Annotated in this window: 14 protein-coding genes, 1 pseudogene and 1 riboswitch; of the genes and pseudogenes, 14 read left to right on the forward strand and 1 reads right to left on the reverse strand. The window is 39.8% G+C overall.

Features of this window, described 5'->3' with window-relative positions; genetic code table 11:
• Nucleotides 1-40 precede the first annotated feature (40 nt).
• The 12 genes and pseudogenes from HMPREF2876_RS01850 to HMPREF2876_RS01905 all read left to right on the forward strand — a co-directional run bounded on the left by HMPREF2876_RS01850 (nt 41) and on the right by HMPREF2876_RS01905 (nt 12,967).
• Nucleotides 41-1,134: pseudogene (locus HMPREF2876_RS01850) on the forward strand (cystathionine gamma-synthase).
• Between the two features lies 1 nt (nt 1,135).
• Nucleotides 1,136-2,302 (forward strand): MalY/PatB family protein, encoded by a 1,167-nt coding sequence (locus tag HMPREF2876_RS01855; protein ID WP_024052044.1) that lies wholly within the window; start codon nt 1,136-1,138, stop codon nt 2,300-2,302.
• A 69-nt stretch (nt 2,303-2,371) separates the two neighbouring features.
• Nucleotides 2,372-2,524: riboswitch (M-box (ykoK) riboswitch) on the forward strand.
• 260 nt (nt 2,525-2,784) lie between these two features.
• Nucleotides 2,785-5,439 carry a magnesium-translocating P-type ATPase gene (mgtA, locus tag HMPREF2876_RS01860; RefSeq protein WP_024052042.1) on the forward strand — a complete coding sequence of 885 codons (2,655 nt, stop codon included), beginning with the start codon at nt 2,785-2,787 and terminating at the stop codon, nt 5,437-5,439.
• A 97-nt stretch (nt 5,440-5,536) separates the two neighbouring features.
• The gene (upp, locus tag HMPREF2876_RS01865) at nt 5,537-6,166 is read left to right on the forward strand and encodes a uracil phosphoribosyltransferase (RefSeq protein WP_003025639.1); all 630 of its coding nucleotides are present in this window, start codon (nt 5,537-5,539) and stop codon (nt 6,164-6,166) included.
• Nucleotides 6,167-6,254: 88 nt separating this feature from the next.
• Entirely contained in the window at nt 6,255-6,869 is a 615-nt protein-coding gene (locus HMPREF2876_RS01870) for an ATP-dependent Clp protease proteolytic subunit (RefSeq protein WP_224783675.1), read from the forward strand.
• A 92-nt stretch (nt 6,870-6,961) separates the two neighbouring features.
• Complete coding sequence (locus HMPREF2876_RS01875; protein WP_042754006.1) at nt 6,962-7,231, forward strand: DUF2129 domain-containing protein; 270 nt, start codon at nt 6,962-6,964, stop codon at nt 7,229-7,231.
• 82 nt (nt 7,232-7,313) lie between these two features.
• The gene (locus tag HMPREF2876_RS01880) at nt 7,314-8,477 is read left to right on the forward strand and encodes an ABC transporter substrate-binding protein (RefSeq protein ID WP_024052039.1); all 1,164 of its coding nucleotides are present in this window, start codon (nt 7,314-7,316) and stop codon (nt 8,475-8,477) included.
• A gap of 390 nt (nt 8,478-8,867) precedes the next feature.
• Complete coding sequence (locus HMPREF2876_RS01885) at nt 8,868-9,737, forward strand: branched-chain amino acid ABC transporter permease (RefSeq protein ID WP_024052038.1); 870 nt, start codon at nt 8,868-8,870, stop codon at nt 9,735-9,737.
• A gap of 3 nt (nt 9,738-9,740) precedes the next feature.
• The gene (locus HMPREF2876_RS01890) at nt 9,741-10,691 is read left to right on the forward strand and encodes a branched-chain amino acid ABC transporter permease (RefSeq protein ID WP_024052037.1); all 951 of its coding nucleotides are present in this window, start codon (nt 9,741-9,743) and stop codon (nt 10,689-10,691) included.
• Nucleotides 10,691-11,455 carry an ABC transporter ATP-binding protein gene (locus tag HMPREF2876_RS01895; RefSeq protein ID WP_003032371.1) on the forward strand — a complete coding sequence of 255 codons (765 nt, stop codon included), beginning with the start codon at nt 10,691-10,693 and terminating at the stop codon, nt 11,453-11,455. The genes HMPREF2876_RS01890 and HMPREF2876_RS01895 overlap by 1 nt, the downstream gene beginning before the upstream one ends.
• Entirely contained in the window at nt 11,455-12,165 is a 711-nt protein-coding gene (locus HMPREF2876_RS01900) for an ABC transporter ATP-binding protein (protein ID WP_003032369.1), read from the forward strand. The genes HMPREF2876_RS01895 and HMPREF2876_RS01900 overlap by 1 nt, the downstream gene beginning before the upstream one ends.
• 145 nt (nt 12,166-12,310) lie before the next feature.
• The gene (locus tag HMPREF2876_RS01905; RefSeq protein ID WP_024052036.1) at nt 12,311-12,967 is read left to right on the forward strand and encodes a CBS domain-containing protein; all 657 of its coding nucleotides are present in this window, start codon (nt 12,311-12,313) and stop codon (nt 12,965-12,967) included.
• Nucleotides 12,968-13,036: 69 nt separating this feature from the next.
• On the opposite strand, the gene HMPREF2876_RS01910 is transcribed toward HMPREF2876_RS01905, so the two are convergent.
• Nucleotides 13,037-13,900 (reverse strand): YitT family protein, encoded by an 864-nt coding sequence (locus HMPREF2876_RS01910; protein WP_070584034.1) that lies wholly within the window; start codon nt 13,898-13,900, stop codon nt 13,037-13,039.
• A 154-nt stretch (nt 13,901-14,054) separates the two neighbouring features.
• Between HMPREF2876_RS01910 and tmk the strand changes: the two genes are divergently transcribed.
• Together tmk and HMPREF2876_RS01920 are read left to right on the forward strand one after the other, a co-directional pair.
• A complete protein-coding gene (gene tmk / locus HMPREF2876_RS01915) occupies nt 14,055-14,693 on the forward strand; it encodes a dTMP kinase (RefSeq protein WP_024052034.1) in 639 nt (212 codons plus the stop codon).
• Nucleotides 14,690-15,583 carry a DNA polymerase III subunit delta' gene (locus tag HMPREF2876_RS01920; RefSeq protein WP_024052033.1) on the forward strand — a complete coding sequence of 298 codons (894 nt, stop codon included), beginning with the start codon at nt 14,690-14,692 and terminating at the stop codon, nt 15,581-15,583. The genes tmk and HMPREF2876_RS01920 overlap by 4 nt, the downstream gene beginning before the upstream one ends.

The following is a 15,583-nucleotide window of genomic DNA, read 5'->3' on the forward strand; positions in this document are numbered from 1 at the left end:
ATTGCTTGATTCCGCGCTTATCTTATGGAGGTTATTTATTATGGATAAAAAGTTACAATTAGACACGATTTTAGCTCATGCTGGTATTAAAACGGATGAAGCAACAGGTGACTTGACAACTCCTTTGCATTTTTCAACGACCTATCAGCATCCAGAATTTGGAAAATCTACAGGTTATGACTATACGCGCACGAAAAACCCAACGCGAAGCAGCTTGGAAAAGGCGTTAGCAGCCATTGAGCATGCGGATTATGCATTAGCCACTAGCTCAGGAATGAGCGCCATTGTTTTGGCCTTTAGTGTTTTTCCAGTTGGGAGCAAGGTTCTGGCGGTTCGTGACCTTTATGGCGGCTCTTTTCGCTGGTTTCATCAAGTCTAGCAAGAAGGGCGCTTTCACTTTACATATGCAAATACGGAAGAAGAATTGCTTGCTGCTTTAACAGAGGATATAGATGTGGTGTATCTGGAAACCCCGACCAATCCTTTAATGCTTAAGTTTGATATTGCGGCTATTGCAGAAAAAGCTCATGCAAAAGGTACAAAGGTTATTGTAGATAATACGTTTTATACTCCAATCTATCAACGCCCTTTGGAAAATGGAGCGGATCTTGTGCTACATTCGGAAACTAAGTACTTAGGAGGACATAATGACGTTCTGGCTGGTGCTCTTATGACGAGTGATAAAGAGATTTATGAGAATCTATTCTACAATCTCAATACAACAGGAGCTGTTTTATCTCCATTTGATAGTTATCTCTTGCTTCGAGGTTTGAAAACCTTGTTTTTGCGTATGGAGCGTTCGACAAAAATGCGCAAGCTGTAGCAGCTTTCTTGAAAGATTCGCCAGCAGTAAAAGAGGTTCTCTATCCAGGAAAGGGTGGCATGGTTTCCTTTAAAGTAAAGGATGAAGCAGTTATTCCACAGCTGCTAAATACGCTAAAAGTCTTTACTTTTGCAGAAAGCTTGGGTGGTGTCGAAAGCTTGATTACCTATCCTGCGACTCAGACACACGCAGATATTCCAGCTGACGTGCGGAAATCCTATGGCTTAACGGATGACTTGTTGCGATTGTCCATTGGGATTGAGGATAGTCAAGATTTGATAACAGATTTAAAATTTGCTTTGGAGGTATAATATGAGCAAATACAATTTTCAAACAGCACCGAATCGCTTATCTCACCACACTTATAAGTGGAAAGAGACAGAGACAGATCCTCAATTGCTGCCAGCATGGATTGCAGATATGGATTTTGAGGTTATGCCGGAAGTGAAAAATGCGATTCATGACTATGCAGAGCAGTTGGTTTATGGCTATACTTATGCGAGTGATGAGCTGCTCCAAGCGGTGCTGGATTGGGAAAAGAGCGAACATCAGTATTCGTTTGATAAGGAAGATATTGTTTTTGTAGAAGGTGTTGTGCCAGCTATTTCCCTTGCGATTCAAGCCTTTACCAAAGAAGGAGAAGCTGTTCTAATCAATTCTCCTGTCTATCCACCTTTTGCTCGTAGCGTTCGCTTAAACAATCGAAAATTAGTATCTAATTCTCTCAAAGAAGAAAATGGTCTGTTTCAAATTGATTTCGAACAATTGGAAAAAGAGATTGTCGAAAATAATGTGAAATTGTATCTTCTTTGCAATCCGCACAATCCCGGAGGACGTGTCTGGGAAAGGGAGGTTTTGGAAAAAATCGGTCATCTTTGTCAAAAACACCAGGTTATTTTGGTATCAGATGAGATTCATCAAGATTTGACCTTGTTTGGTCATGAGCATGTTTCCTTTAATACCATTTCACCTGATTTTAAAGAATTTGCCATTATACTGTCTAGTGCTACCAAGACCTTTAATATTGCAGGGACTAAAAATTCCTATGCTGTTATTGAAAATCCTTCATTACGTGCGCAGTTTAAACACCAGCAACTTGTTAATAACCACCATGAAGTGTCAAGTTTAGGTTATATTGCGACAGAAACGGCCTATCGTTATGGCAAACCTTGGTTAGTGGCACTAAAAGCTGTTTTAGAAGAAAATATTCAATTTGCAGTCGAGTATTTTGCCAAAGAGGATCCGCGTTTAAAAGTAATGAAACCACAAGGGACCTATCTGATATGGCTTGATTTCAGTGCCTATGGTTTGACAGATGATGAACTTTTTACTTTGTTGCATGACCAAGCCAAAGTCATTCTCAATCGAGGAAGCGATTATGGAAGTGAGGGCGAACTTCATGCAAGGCTGAATATTGCAGCGCCTAAGTCTTTAGTAGAAGAGATTTGCAAGAGAATTGTACGTTGTTTGCCACAATAAGAATGAAAAGAAATTTTCAGAAACAGCCATTTGGGGTTGACAATCATTCTTAAGTGGAGTATAGTTAGTATGAAAAATCGGTAGGTGAGGCTACCATAGGGATACGGATGACTACCGCAAAGTAGTGGAGACACTACGCGTTGGTTAGCAGTTGAGATCGCTAAGGTTTCGACTAATGTCATTTCACCGCCCTACGGAGTTAAAGCTTGAACGGTAACACAAGACATACAGTCCTGCCATGTTTTTCATGGTAGGATTTTATTGCTTTTTAGCTGATTTTTTAAAAGGAAACTGCAGGGGAAAGGAGTGAGGAATATGGCAAATGATGATCACCCGAGTCAACAGAAAACCAGTCGATTGCCATATCTGAGCATTCCTCATGCTCCCTTTGGAATCGACTCTAGCAAATGAACGATATCTGAGCAAAAAGCTGTGTGCAGTTATTTTGTTGCTTGGATGCGTCTTAGATAGAGGAGAAATCAGTGAAAACAGCAAAAGAAAGATTAACAGATGCTCTTCGCATGTCTGTACTGGATACGATGACTTTTTTCAACACTTCCAGAGCAGGGCTGACAGAAGAGCAAGTTGAGGAAAACCGTGATATATACGGCGAAAATGAATTGACTAAAGGGCAAGAAGATTCAATTTTTAAAAAGATCTATGAATCCATTATCAATCCCTTTACCGTCATTCTCTTACTCATTGCATTGGTATCCTTGGTGACCAATGTTTGGCTGGCAAAGCCAGGGCAAGAAGACCCGACGACATTTATCATCATTGTTGTCCTTGTCTTGTTGTCTGGTAGTATTCGCTTTGTGCAAGAATTGCGGAGCGACAAAGCAGCCAGCAATCTTTCACGTATGATTGTCAATACAGTGACAGTCGTCCGTGAGGGAAAAGAGCAAGAAATTCCGATTACAGAATTAGTAGTAGGAGACATTATCCGCTTGAGTGCAGGAGATATGCTACCAGCAGATGTGCTAATCTTAGATTCGCGCGACTTCTTTGTGCAACAGTCAGGTTTGACAGGTGAAAGTGATGCTGTTGAAAAAATGGCGCTGGATAAATGTGAGACAAAAGAAACAGATAGCTTGCTTGAGTCTGAAGCACTTGCCTTTATGGGAACCAATGTAATCTCTGGTCGTGCCATTGCTCTTGTTCTGGTCGTTGGAGACGATACCAAGATGGGTGCTATTGAGCAAACGCTCAATACGTATGACGAACCAACTTCATTTGAGCGGGAAATGAACAGTATTTCGTGGCTGCTCATTCGTCTCATGCTGGTACTTGTGCCCGTTGTCTTTTTCATCAATGGTCTGACAGACGGAGATTGGTTGGAGGCTGGTGTATTTGCACTTAGTGTCGGTGTTGGTTTGACACCAGAAATGCTGCCTATGGTCATCACTGCAAGCTTGGCTAAGGGTTCTATTCTTATGGCAAAAGAAAAAGTTGTCATCAAGAAACTCAATGCCATTCAAGATTTGGGAGCGATTGATATCCTTTGCACGGATAAAACAGGTACATTGACGCAAGATGAGATTGTCTTGGAATATCCGCTGGATATTCATGGAGAGCTTGATTTAGCCGTTCTTCGCAGGGCTTATCTTAATTCGTATTACCAAACAGGGCTAAAAAACCTAATGGATCGTGCTATTATCAATCGGACAGAAAAAGAAGCTGAAAAGCATGAAATCGTTCGGAACTTGGACCAAACTTTTAAGAAAATTGATGAATTGCCTTTTGATTTTGAACGCCGCCGCATGAGTGTGCTGGTTCGAGATGATGAAAATGTCGTTAGCATGGTAACAAAAGGTGCTTTGGAAGAAATGTTAGCCATTTCAAATTATGTCGAAGACAAAGGGAAAATCCTTCCTTTGACGGAAGAAATTCGTCAAGAAATTTCAGCAGAAGTTGCACAGTTAAATGAACAAGGACTGCGCGTGCTGGGCGTCAGCTATCGCTCAGACTTAGATGCTGACTATGAATACACAGTAGAAGATGAATCTGATATGATTTTGACGGGGTATCTTGCCTTTCTTGACCCGCCAAAACCTTCTGCGGCGCCTGCTATCAAGGCTTTAGCAGAATATGGTGTTGCCACCAAAATTTTGACAGGTGACAATGAAAAAGTCACAGAAGCGGTCTGTGAGAAAGTTGGTTTAGATGCAGAACATATCCTACTTGGCTCTGTGATTGAAACGATGTCAGATGAAAAATTGAGCAAGGTAGTTGAAACTACAACTGTTTTTGCAAAATTATCTCCTGACCAAAAAGCGCGTATCATTTTGCAGCTGAAAGCAAATGGGCACAAGGTTGGTTATATGGGAGACGGCATCAATGATGCACCTTCTATGAAAGTAGCTGATGTAGGGATTTCAGTTGATACAGCTGTCGATATTGCTAAAGAAACAGCTGATGTTATCCTATTAGATAAGGACTTGTTGGTGCTTGAAAAAGGCTTGGTGGAAGGTCGCAAAGTCTATGCTAATATGACCAAATATATCAAGATGACAGTCAGTTCCAACTTCGGGAACATCTTTTCCTTGTTGATTTCAAGTATTTTCCTACCATTTTTGCCTATGGCACCGATTCATCTGATTGTGCTAAATTTGGTGTATGACATTTCTTGTATCGCTTTGCCGTTTGACAATGTCGACTGTGAATTTTTACAAAAACCGCGCATTTGGAGTGCAAAATCCATTACTCGTTTCATGGCTTGGATTGGTCCAATCAGTTCTATTTTTGACTGTATGACCTTCTTGATTTTGTTCTTTATCGTTGCACCGATGATGACTGGCTCTGTTTATCATCATGGGATGTCTAGCGAGTTCATTACTATTTTCCAAACAGGCTGGTTTATTGAGTCCATGTGGACACAAACGATGGTTATTTACATGTTGCGCTCACCCAAATTGCCATTTATTCAAAGCAGACCGGCTTTGTCTGTAGTCATGACGACCCTAGCAGCCGTCTTCTTTGTAACCTTATTGCCCTACGGTCCTTTTGCAGCTCTCTTAAAAGTCGCTCCATTAAATGGTACTTATTTCTTATTCTTAATCCTTGTCATGATTTTATATATGGCAAGTGTTACGTTTGTGAAGCATCTTTATATTAAGAAATACCATGAATGGTTGTAAACAATTGACAATCTTTGAAAAGGCTTGTTTGTCACGAGCCTTTTTTATGTTTTTTTGATATAATAAGAAGAATAAATTGAAAGAAGGAAAACCAATCATGGAAAAATTTCAAGTGATCGCACATCCGCTCATTCAGCATAAATTGTCTATCTTACGTCGTACGGATACCTCTACTAAGGCTTTTCGTGAGTTAGTAAATGAAATTGCTATGCTGATGGGCTATGAAGTTTTACGTGACTTACCATTAGAAGATGTGGAAATTGAAACGCCGATTACAAAGACGGTTCAAAAACAATTGGCTGGTAAAAAATTAGCCATTGTCCCAATCTTACGTGCAGGTATCGGTATGGTGGACGGTCTTTTGAGCCTTGTGCCAGCTGCTAAAGTTGGACATATTGGTATGTATCGCGACGAAGAAACCCTAAAACCAGTTGAGTACCTCGTGAAGTTACCAGAAGACATTAGCCAACGTCAAATCTTTGTGGTAGATCCAATGCTGGCGACAGGTGGTTCAGCTATTTTAGCCATTGATTCATTGAAAAAACGCGGAGCACACAATATTAAATTTGTATGCCTTGTTTCAGCGCCAGAAGGTGTGAAAGCTTTACAAGAAGCTCACCCAGACGTAGAAATCTTTACAGCGGCCCTCGATGATCACTTGAATGAAAACGGCTATATCGTTCCAGGATTGGGAGATGCAGGAGATCGTCTTTTCGGTACAAAATAATGAGTTTTATGTTTGACCTTTTTTGACCAAAAGGCTATAATAGTCTCATATTTGAAAAATCTCACTAAGAATTGTTGATCAGATTAAAATATCAGATGAAAAGGAGAATACAATGATTCCTGTAGTTATTGAACAAACAAGCCGTGGAGAACGTTCCTACGATATTTACTCGCGTCTTTTAAAAGATCGCATTATTATGCTAACTGGAGCAGTTGAAGACAACATGGCCAATTCTATTATTGCCCAACTGCTTTTCCTAGATGCTCAAGATAGTACAAAGGATATTTATCTTTATATCAATACACCAGGAGGTTCTGTATCGGCTGGTCTAGCGATTGTTGATACCATGAACTTCATCAAGTCAGATGTCCAAACAATTGTCATGGGGATGGCTGCTTCCATGGGAACTATTATCGCTTCAAGCGGTGCTAAAGGCAAACGCTTCATGTTGCCGAATGCAGAATACTTGATTCACCAACCAATGGGCGGAACTGGTAGCGGTACGCAACAAACCGATATGGCGATTGCAGCTGAGCATTTGCTGAAAACTCGGAATAACTTGGAGAAAATCCTTGCGGATAATTCAGGGAAAACCATTAAGCAAGTACATAAAGACGCAGAACGCGATTATTGGATGAGCGCTCAAGAAACCTTGGATTATGGTTTCATTGATGAAATTATGGCAAATAATAAATTAAACTAATCCATTTGTTTATTACTGTATGAAAAATGTCCTCTGATGGGCATTTTTTTGATATACTTATAAATGATAAAAATAAATTAGAAAGAAAATTCATGTTTAAAAAAGAAGAACGCACAGGGATAATTGTGTATTTATATTATAATCGAGATGTGAAAAAAATAGAAGCTATTGGGGACATTGTCTATCATTCTAAAAATCATCGTTACCTCCAGCTGTATGTAGATACTGTGCAAGTAGATCGTATTGTTGAGAAACTATCTAAAGAAAAATATGTCAAACAAGTACGAGTCTGCCATATTCAAGAATTAGACACAGACTTTGTTGGAAGTCTGTTTAGAGATAAAGAAAACGTAAACATATAAAAAAATCTCATTTACCGCTTGACAATTGTCAGATAATTCGGTATATTCTTAACATATCATTTCGGAACGAGGAGATAAGAATATGAAGAAAAAATTTGCTCTATCATTTGTTGCTCTTGCAAGCGTTGCCCTTCTTGCCGCTTGTGGGGAAGTAAAGTCAGGTGGTTCCAATGCAACTGGTACAAAAGTTGCTGACAAGACCATTAAAATTGGATTCAACTTTGAAGAAACTGGTGCAACAGCAGCATACGGGACAGCTGAACAAAAAGGTGCCCAACTGGCTGTTGATGAAATCAACAAAGCCGGTGGTATTGACGGCAAGAAACTTGAAGTTGTTGACAAGGATAATAAATCTGAAACAGCAGAAGCAGCTTCTGTCACGACTAACTTGGTAACCCAATCAAAAGTAAATGCAGTCGTAGGACCTGCAACTTCTGGTGCAACAGCAGCGGCAGTTCCCAATGCGACAAAAGCAGGTGTCCCTTTGATTTCTCCTAGTGCGACACAAGACGGTTTGACGAAAAATCAAGAATACTTATTCATCGGAACTTTCCAAGACAGTTTCCAAGGGAAAATCATTTCTAAATATGTTACAGAAAATTTAAAAGCGAAAAAAGTTGTACTTTATACAGATAACTCAAGTGACTATGCTAAAGGTGTTGCAAAAGCTTTCCGTAATGCCTACAAAGGTGAGATTGTTGCAGATGAAAAGTTTGTCGCTGGTGATACTGATTTCCAAGCAGCTCTTACCAAAATGAAAGGCAAAGATTTTGATGCCATTATCGTACCTGGATATTATACAGAAGCTGGTAAAATTGTAAACCAAGCGCGTGGTATGGGCATTGATAAGCCAATCGTTGGTGGTGACGGCTTTAATGGCGAAGAATTTGTCCAACAAGCAACACCAGCTAAAGCTTCAAATATCTACTATATCTCAGGCTTCTCTTCAACAGTTGATGTCTCAGATAAAGCAAAGAAATTCCTTGAAGCTTACAAAGCGAAATACAACAATGAAGAACCTTCAACATTTGCAGCGCTAGCATACGACTCTGTTTATCTTGTTGCCAATGCTGCTAAGGGTGCTAAAACATCTGTTGACATCAAAGACAATCTTGCTAAGACAAAGAATTTTGAAGGTGTAACAGGTGATACTAGCTTTGACAAGAATCATAATACTGTTAAAACAGCCTTTATGATGACCATGAACAATGGAAAGGTCACAGCAGCTGAAACGGTTAAGCCATAATCCTTCTCAAGAAATTGCTTAAAATATATTTTATAGTGTATAAAAGAGTAACTATTTATGGTGAACATCGTAGATAGTTACTTCTCTTTATACGGGCTAAAAGAAAAGAGGCGGGACAAAAGTCTTAGTCTTAAGAATATTTTTTATTATGGTTTGTAATACCTAGTGATTGATTGTTAGATATGTTTTAAGCTGTTGAAAAGTAATCAACTGTGAAGTGAGACTTAAAAGGTTTAACGGTCTCATTTGCTCAAACTTAGAATAGATGAGTGAGAAAAATCAATTTTTTTGAAATGATGACTTGACTCGCTCTTTTTTCACGATAGATAAGAAAATGTGAAAAATCACATAGTTCTTTCTTCTATACTATAATTAGAAAGTGTGGTGGCCATGCTCCAACAACTTGTTAATGGTCTGATTCTGGGGAGTGTCTATGCTTTGCTCGCTCTCGGTTATACCATGGTTTATGGAATTATCAAACTCATCAACTTCGCTCATGGAGACATTTATATGATGGGCGCTTTTATGGGCTATTTCCTGATTAACTCTCTTCATCTTAATTTTTTCCTTGCCTTGATTTTGGCGATGGTTGGGACAGCAGCTTTAGGTGTGCTGGTCGAGTTTCTGGCTTATCGTCCATTGAGAAATTCAACTCGGATTGCAGCTTTGATTACTGCGATTGGTGTTTCATTTTTCTTGGAATATGTGATGGTCTATTTTGTGGGAGCCAATACTCGTTCGTTCCCGCAAGTGATTGAAACGGTTCGTTATAATTTTGGACCGATTAGTCTCACCAATATCCAACTGATGATTTTGGTCATTTCCTTAATCTTGATGGTGTTATTGCAAGTCATTGTTCAAAAGACCAAAATGGGGAAAGCGATGAGGGCAGTTTCAGTCGATAGTGATGCGGCGCAGTTAATGGGAATCAATGTCAATCGTACAATTAGTTTCACTTTTGCTTTAGGTTCTGCTTTGGCAGGAGCAGCAGGTGTACTCATCGCGCTTTATTATAATTCCCTTGAGCCTTTGATGGGAATGACACCAGGGTTGAAATCGTTTGTCGCTGCAGTACTTGGTGGGATTGGTATTATCCCAGGAGCAGCATTGGGAGGCTTTGTCATTGGTCTATTAGAAACTTTTGCGACAGCTTTTGGTATGTCAGATTTCCGTGATGCGATTGTGTATGGTATTTTAATCTTAATCTTGCTTGTTCGTCCTGCAGGAATTCTTGGTAAGAATGTGAAAGAGAAGGTATAGGCTATGAAAAAGAATGTAAAAGTAAATATTTTATGGTTTGTGCTCCTTCTTGCAGGGTATGGTTTGATTGCCTTACTTGTCAGCGCTGGAGTTTTGAATGATTTTTACTTACAAATCTTACAACAAATCGGCATTAACATTATTTTAGCAGTAGGTTTGAATTTGATTGTCGGTTTCTCAGGTCAATTTTCTCTGGGACATGCTGGTTTTATGGCAATTGGTGCTTATGCGGCTGCAATTATTGGTTCGAGAACAGCTACTTATCCTGCCTTTTTTGCGGCTATGGTGTTAGGAGCATTGATTGCAGGAGCAGTGGCTTTGGTTGTCGGGATTCCTACTCTTCGCTTGAAAGGTGATTATTTGGCGATTGCAACGCTTGGAGTCTCTGAAATCATTCGCATTTTAATCATTAACGGTGGTGATTTGACCAATGGAGCTGCGGGTATATTGGGTATTCCTGCCTTTACCAATTGGCAAATGGTGTATTTCTTTGTAGTTATCACAACCATTTTAACCATCAATTTCTTGCGCAGCCCGATTGGACGAGCAACCTTGTCAGTTCGTGAAGATGAAATTGCAGCAGAATCTGTAGGGGTTAATACCACTAAAATCAAAGTCATTGCTTTTGTTTTTGGGGCGATGACAGCTAGTATCGCAGGCTCACTCCAAGCAGGATTTATCGGCTCTGTTGTGCCGAAAGATTATACTTTTATCAATAGCATCAATGTCTTGATTATCGTGGTATTTGGTGGCTTGGGTTCCATGACAGGAACCATTGTTGCAGCGATTGTCTTGGGAATTTTAAACATGGTACTTCAAAATGTAGCAAGTATTCGGATGATTATCTACTCTCTTGCTTTAATTTTGGTGATGATTTTCCGTCCAGGAGGACTTCTTGGTACATGGGAATTAAGCCTCTCACGCTTCTTTAAAAAAGATAAGGAGGTCAACTAATGGCGCTTCTTGATGTAAAAAATCTAACAAAAAATTTCGGTGGGTTGACTGCTGTTGGTGATGTAACCTTGGAGCTGAATGATGGGGAATTAGTCGGTCTCATTGGTCCAAATGGTGCAGGAAAAACAACTTTATTTAATTTACTGACCGGTGTTTATGAGCCAAGTGAAGGAAGCGTGACCTTGGATGGGCATTTGCTCAATGGCAAGGCTCCTTATAAGATTGCTTCTTTAGGGCTCAGTCGAACATTCCAAAATATTCGCTTGTTTAAAGATTTGACAGTCTTAGAGAATGTCTTGATTGCTTTGGGAAATCACCACAAAGCACATGTTTTTGCTAGCTTCTTTCGTTTGCCAGCTTTCTATAAAAATGAAGCAGAATTGCGTGAGAAGGCTCTGGAATTACTAAAAATCTTTGACCTAGACGGTGAAGCAGAAACACTTGCTAAGAATTTAGCTTACGGTCAACAACGTCGTTTGGAAATTGTGCGTGCTCTAGCAACAGAACCAAAAATTCTCTTTCTTGATGAGCCTGCTGCGGGAATGAATCCACAAGAAACAGCAGAATTGACAGAGTTAATTCGTCGCATAAAAAATGAATTTCAGATTACAATTATGCTGATTGAGCATGACATGAGTTTAGTCATGGAAGTGACGGAGCGAATTTATGTATTGGAGTATGGTCGTTTGATCGCACACGGAACTCCTGACGAGATCAAAAATGATAAGCGTGTTATCGAAGCCTATCTGGGAGGTGAAGCCTAATGTCTATGCTAAAAGTTGAAAATCTTTCTGTCCATTATGGCATGATTCAGGCTGTCCGAGATGTCAGCTTTGAAGTCAATGAGGGCGAAGTTGTTTCTCTCATCGGTGCCAATGGTGCCGGAAAAACCACGATTCTTCGGACCATTTCAGGACTGGTTCGTCCAAGTGCAGGAAAAATTGAGTTTCTAGGAAATGAAATTCAAAAAGTTCCTGCTCAGAAAATTGTAGCAGCAGGGCTTTCTCAGGTACCCGAAGGACGCCATGTTTTCCCAGGCCTGACTGTTTTGGAAAACCTAGAAATGGGTGCTTTCTTAAAGACAAATCGTGATGAAAATCAAGCGAATCTAAAAAAAGTCTTCTCACGCTTTCCGCGTTTAGAGGAACGTAAAAATCAAGACGCTGCAACTCTTTCTGGAGGCGAGCAGCAGATGCTTGCTATGGGGAGAGCACTTATGTCTACTCCAAAACTCCTACTTTTGGATGAGCCTTCAATGGGGCTAGCTCCTCTCTTCATTCAAGAAATTTTTGATATTATTCAAGATATTCAAAAGCAAGGCACAACTGTTCTATTGATCGAGCAAAATGCCAATAAAGCCCTCTCAATTGCCGACCGTGGCTACGTTTTAGAAACAGGAAACATCGTGTTGTCTGGCACAGGAAAAGAATTGCTCGCTTCCGATGAAGTCCGCAAGGCTTATCTTGGTGGGTGAAAAAGGAGAAAGAAGTGGTTTTCTACTTCTTTTTTATTCACTAATAGTATTCTTGAAAACATAAGCAAGTACCTTGAAAGCGTTTGAAATAAACTAGAAAATACAGTATAATAGAACTGAAAAATCAGAGATAAAGGAGATTTCCATGGCAGTTAAAGATTTTATGACGCGAAAAGTGGTGTATATTAGCCCAGACACGACAGTAGCGCATGCGGCGGATATTATGCGTGAGCAGGGATTACACCGGCTTCCTGTTATTGAAAATGACCAATTGGTTGGTTTGGTGACTGAAGGAACGATTGCCGAAGCAAGCCCTTCAAAAGCAACGAGCTTATCCATTTACGAGATGAATTATTTGCTAAACAAGACAAAGATTAAAGACGTCATGATTCGTGATGTGGTGACGGTGTCACAATTTGCTAGTTTGGAAGATGCTACTTACTTGATGTTGAAAAATAAAATTGGCATTTTGCCAGTGGTGGACAATCAGCAAGTATACGGCGTCATTACAGATCGTGATGTTTTCAGAGCCTTTCTTGAAATTGCTGGCTATGGTGAAGAAGGCATTCGCGTGCGTTTCATTACAGAAGATGAAGTCGGCGTGTTGGAGAAGATTGTGCATTTGATTGTCGAAGAAAATCTCAATATCTCTAACGCTGTTAATATTCCACGCAAAGATGGCAAAGTTATCATTGAAGTTCAAATTGATGGTAATGTGGATTTGCCGGCTTTAAAAGCGAAATTTGAAGACAAAGGCATTCAGGTAGAAAACATTACCCGTACTTCAGCAAAAGCATTATAAGACAACAAATAACGCATGAGAGCAGTTCATTTAACTGTGTTCATGCGTTTTTTTATAATGGGAGCAAGATTATTTCTGAATCGGTTGCTTATTGACATCTAAGGTAAAGCCTTCACCAAGGATTTCATGGGCATCTGTAATGGTAATAAAGGCATGTGGATCGACGCTATGAATAACTTTTTTCATGGATTGCATTTCGTTTCGTCCAACGACGCAGTAAATGAGTTTCAAATCATTCTCGCTGTAGTAGCCTTGTCCATTGATGAAAGTAATTCCACGACCGAGATCTTCATCAATTTTCTTTGCCAATTCTTCTGGGCGGCTAGTAATAACCATGAAGCCCTTGCCGGCATAACCGCCTTCACCAATCAAGTCAATCACTCGTGAAGCGATAAAGACAAAAATCAAGGTATAAGTCACTAGGCGAACATCTTTAAAAACAAGTATAACGAAAATAAGGACGCAGAAGTCTACAGTAAACATCAATTTTCCCATGGAGATATTCGTATACTTGTTAGCGATTCGAGCAATAATATCGGTACCGCCAGTCGTACCACCGGCATTGAAAACAATTCCTAGTCCAACACCAGCAATAATCCCTGTCAGAAGCGTCACAATCACGAGGTCGCCTTCAAGGTTAATCACGAAAGGGATTTTTTCAAATATCGTCAGCCAAGCAGAAACGGCAAAGGTTCCTAAGATGCTAGAGTACAAAAGTCGCGATCCAAAAATTCTCCAAGCAATAATGAAAAGAGGAATGTTGATGATGAGATTCATCAGTGAAACAGGAATCTTAAAAAGATAGTATGTAATGAGGGTCACACCAGTTGCGCCTCCCTCATACAAATGATTCGGAATAATCAGATAATTGATTGCAAAAGCAAAAATTCCAGCTCCTAGAACAATCGTTAGATAGTTTTTAAACTTAGACATGATAACCTCCTAATAATTTCTGTACATTCTATTGTATCAAATCTTGAAAACTTATGTATCATTTTGAAAAAATTTTTTTAAACTTTTTCTGACAATGATTTTTCTGGAGTTTTTTGTTAAAATAGAAAGGAGAAAAAGGAAGAAATGAGTTAGTATGTCAAAAGGAATGTTCATCTCTTTAGAGGGACCAGATGGTGCAGGAAAATCAAGTGTTTTAGAAGCTTTGATTCCCATTTTAGAAGCAAAAGGGCAGGCGTTTGTCACAACGCGTGAGCCTGGTGGAGTGGCAGTTGCGGAGAAGATTCGCGATGTTGTTTTAGATCCGAAGCATACGGAAATCGATGAAAAAACGGAATTGCTCCTTTATATTGCCAGTCGCAGGCAACATTTGGTGGAACGTATTTTGCCTGCTTTAGATCGTGGTGAAATGGTGCTGGTGGATCGCTTTATTGATAGTTCGGTGGCGTATCAAGGTTTTGGTCGAGGTCTGAAGGTGGCTGATATTGATTGGCTGAATGATTTTGCGACCGACGGTTTGAAGCCAGATTTGACCCTTTATTTTGATATTGAAGCAGAGGAGGGCTTGGCTCGTATTGCTAAGAGCAAAGAGCGTGGTGCGGACCGTTTGGATCGTGAAAGTGTGGAATGGCACCAGCGCGTGCGTGAGGGATATTTGTCTATTCTTGAAAAAGAGCCAAATCGTGTGAGAAAGATTGATGCCAGTCAGCCATTAGAAAAGGTCGTCGCAGATACTTTAGCAGTATTGGCAGAACGAGTTGAGAGTTTAAGATGAAAATAGAAGAATTAGCTCAGTTGCAGCCAGTTTTGTTTGAGCGTTTTGAGCACATTTTACAGCAACATCGGCTGAATCATGCTTATTTGTTTACAGGAGCTTGCGGTAGTTTTGAGATGGCTCAATGTTTAGCACAGAGTTTATTTTGTACCAATAAAAATGGTGTCTTACCCTGTGGTGAATGTCGAAATTGCTGCTTGATTGAGGCAGAGGATTTTTCAGATGTGACGGTTGTTCGACCAATCAATAATATTATAAAGACAGAGCGAGTCAGAGAATTGGTACGCAATTTTTCGCAGTCTGGATTTGAGAGCAACAAGCAAGTTTTTATCATTTGTGACGCAGAAAAAATGCATGTCAATGCGGCTAATTCACTGCTGAAAGTGATTGAAGAGCCGCAAAGTGAAGTGTATATTTTTTTACTGACGGCAGATGAAAACCTTATTTTGCCGACCATTAAAAGTCGAGCGCAGCGATTTTATTTTCCGAAAAATAAAGCATATTTGTTTGAGGAATTAGAACAAGCTGGAGTGATGAAGATGCAAGCAGAATTGTTGACAGTTTACAGTCAGACGGAAGAAGAAGCTATGCGTTTGGCAGCTAGTTCATCATTTTTTGAACTAGTTAATGAATGTGAATGTCTTGTATCTTTTTGCTTGAATCAAAAAGCAATCGCCTATTTGCAGGTTGCGAAGTTAGCTAGTCTGGCTGATGATAAGGAAAAGCAAGGACAGGCTTTGAAGGTGCTGGAAATTTTATTTGCTAAAGAGATGGAAACAGAGTGTGGACGCTATTACTTAGACGGTATATTTACAGCGAGGAAAATGTGGCAAGCAAATGTTAGTTTTCAAAATGCACTAGAATATATGGTGTTACAAGAAAGAGAATGA

The sequence above is a fragment of the Streptococcus sp. HMSC073A12 genome (assembly GCF_001812815.1).
In the GTDB taxonomy this organism is placed as follows: domain Bacteria; phylum Bacillota; class Bacilli; order Lactobacillales; family Streptococcaceae; genus Streptococcus; species Streptococcus vaginalis.

Bases quoted from the DNA above. Each gene is read 5' to 3' on its own strand.
- HMPREF2876_RS01875 (WP_042754006.1), top strand. From the start codon at position 6,962: ATGTTTAAAAAAGAAGAACGCACAGGGATAATTGTGTATTTATATTAT.
- HMPREF2876_RS01890 (WP_024052037.1), top strand. From the start codon at position 9,741: ATGAAAAAGAATGTAAAAGTAAATATTTTATGGTTTGTGCTCCTTCTT.
- upp (WP_003025639.1), top strand. From the start codon at position 5,537: ATGGAAAAATTTCAAGTGATCGCACATCCGCTCATTCAGCATAAATTG.
- HMPREF2876_RS01885 (WP_024052038.1), top strand. From the start codon at position 8,868: ATGCTCCAACAACTTGTTAATGGTCTGATTCTGGGGAGTGTCTATGCT.
- HMPREF2876_RS01905 (WP_024052036.1), top strand. From the start codon at position 12,311: ATGGCAGTTAAAGATTTTATGACGCGAAAAGTGGTGTATATTAGCCCA.
- HMPREF2876_RS01880 (WP_024052039.1), top strand. From the start codon at position 7,314: ATGAAGAAAAAATTTGCTCTATCATTTGTTGCTCTTGCAAGCGTTGCC.
- HMPREF2876_RS01910 (WP_070584034.1), bottom strand. From the start codon at position 13,900: ATGTCTAAGTTTAAAAACTATCTAACGATTGTTCTAGGAGCTGGAATT.
- tmk (WP_024052034.1), top strand. From the start codon at position 14,055: ATGTCAAAAGGAATGTTCATCTCTTTAGAGGGACCAGATGGTGCAGGA.
- HMPREF2876_RS01920 (WP_024052033.1), top strand. From the start codon at position 14,690: ATGAAAATAGAAGAATTAGCTCAGTTGCAGCCAGTTTTGTTTGAGCGT.
- HMPREF2876_RS01900 (WP_003032369.1), top strand. From the start codon at position 11,455: ATGTCTATGCTAAAAGTTGAAAATCTTTCTGTCCATTATGGCATGATT.
- HMPREF2876_RS01895 (WP_003032371.1), top strand. From the start codon at position 10,691: ATGGCGCTTCTTGATGTAAAAAATCTAACAAAAAATTTCGGTGGGTTG.
- HMPREF2876_RS01855 (WP_024052044.1), top strand. From the start codon at position 1,136: ATGAGCAAATACAATTTTCAAACAGCACCGAATCGCTTATCTCACCAC.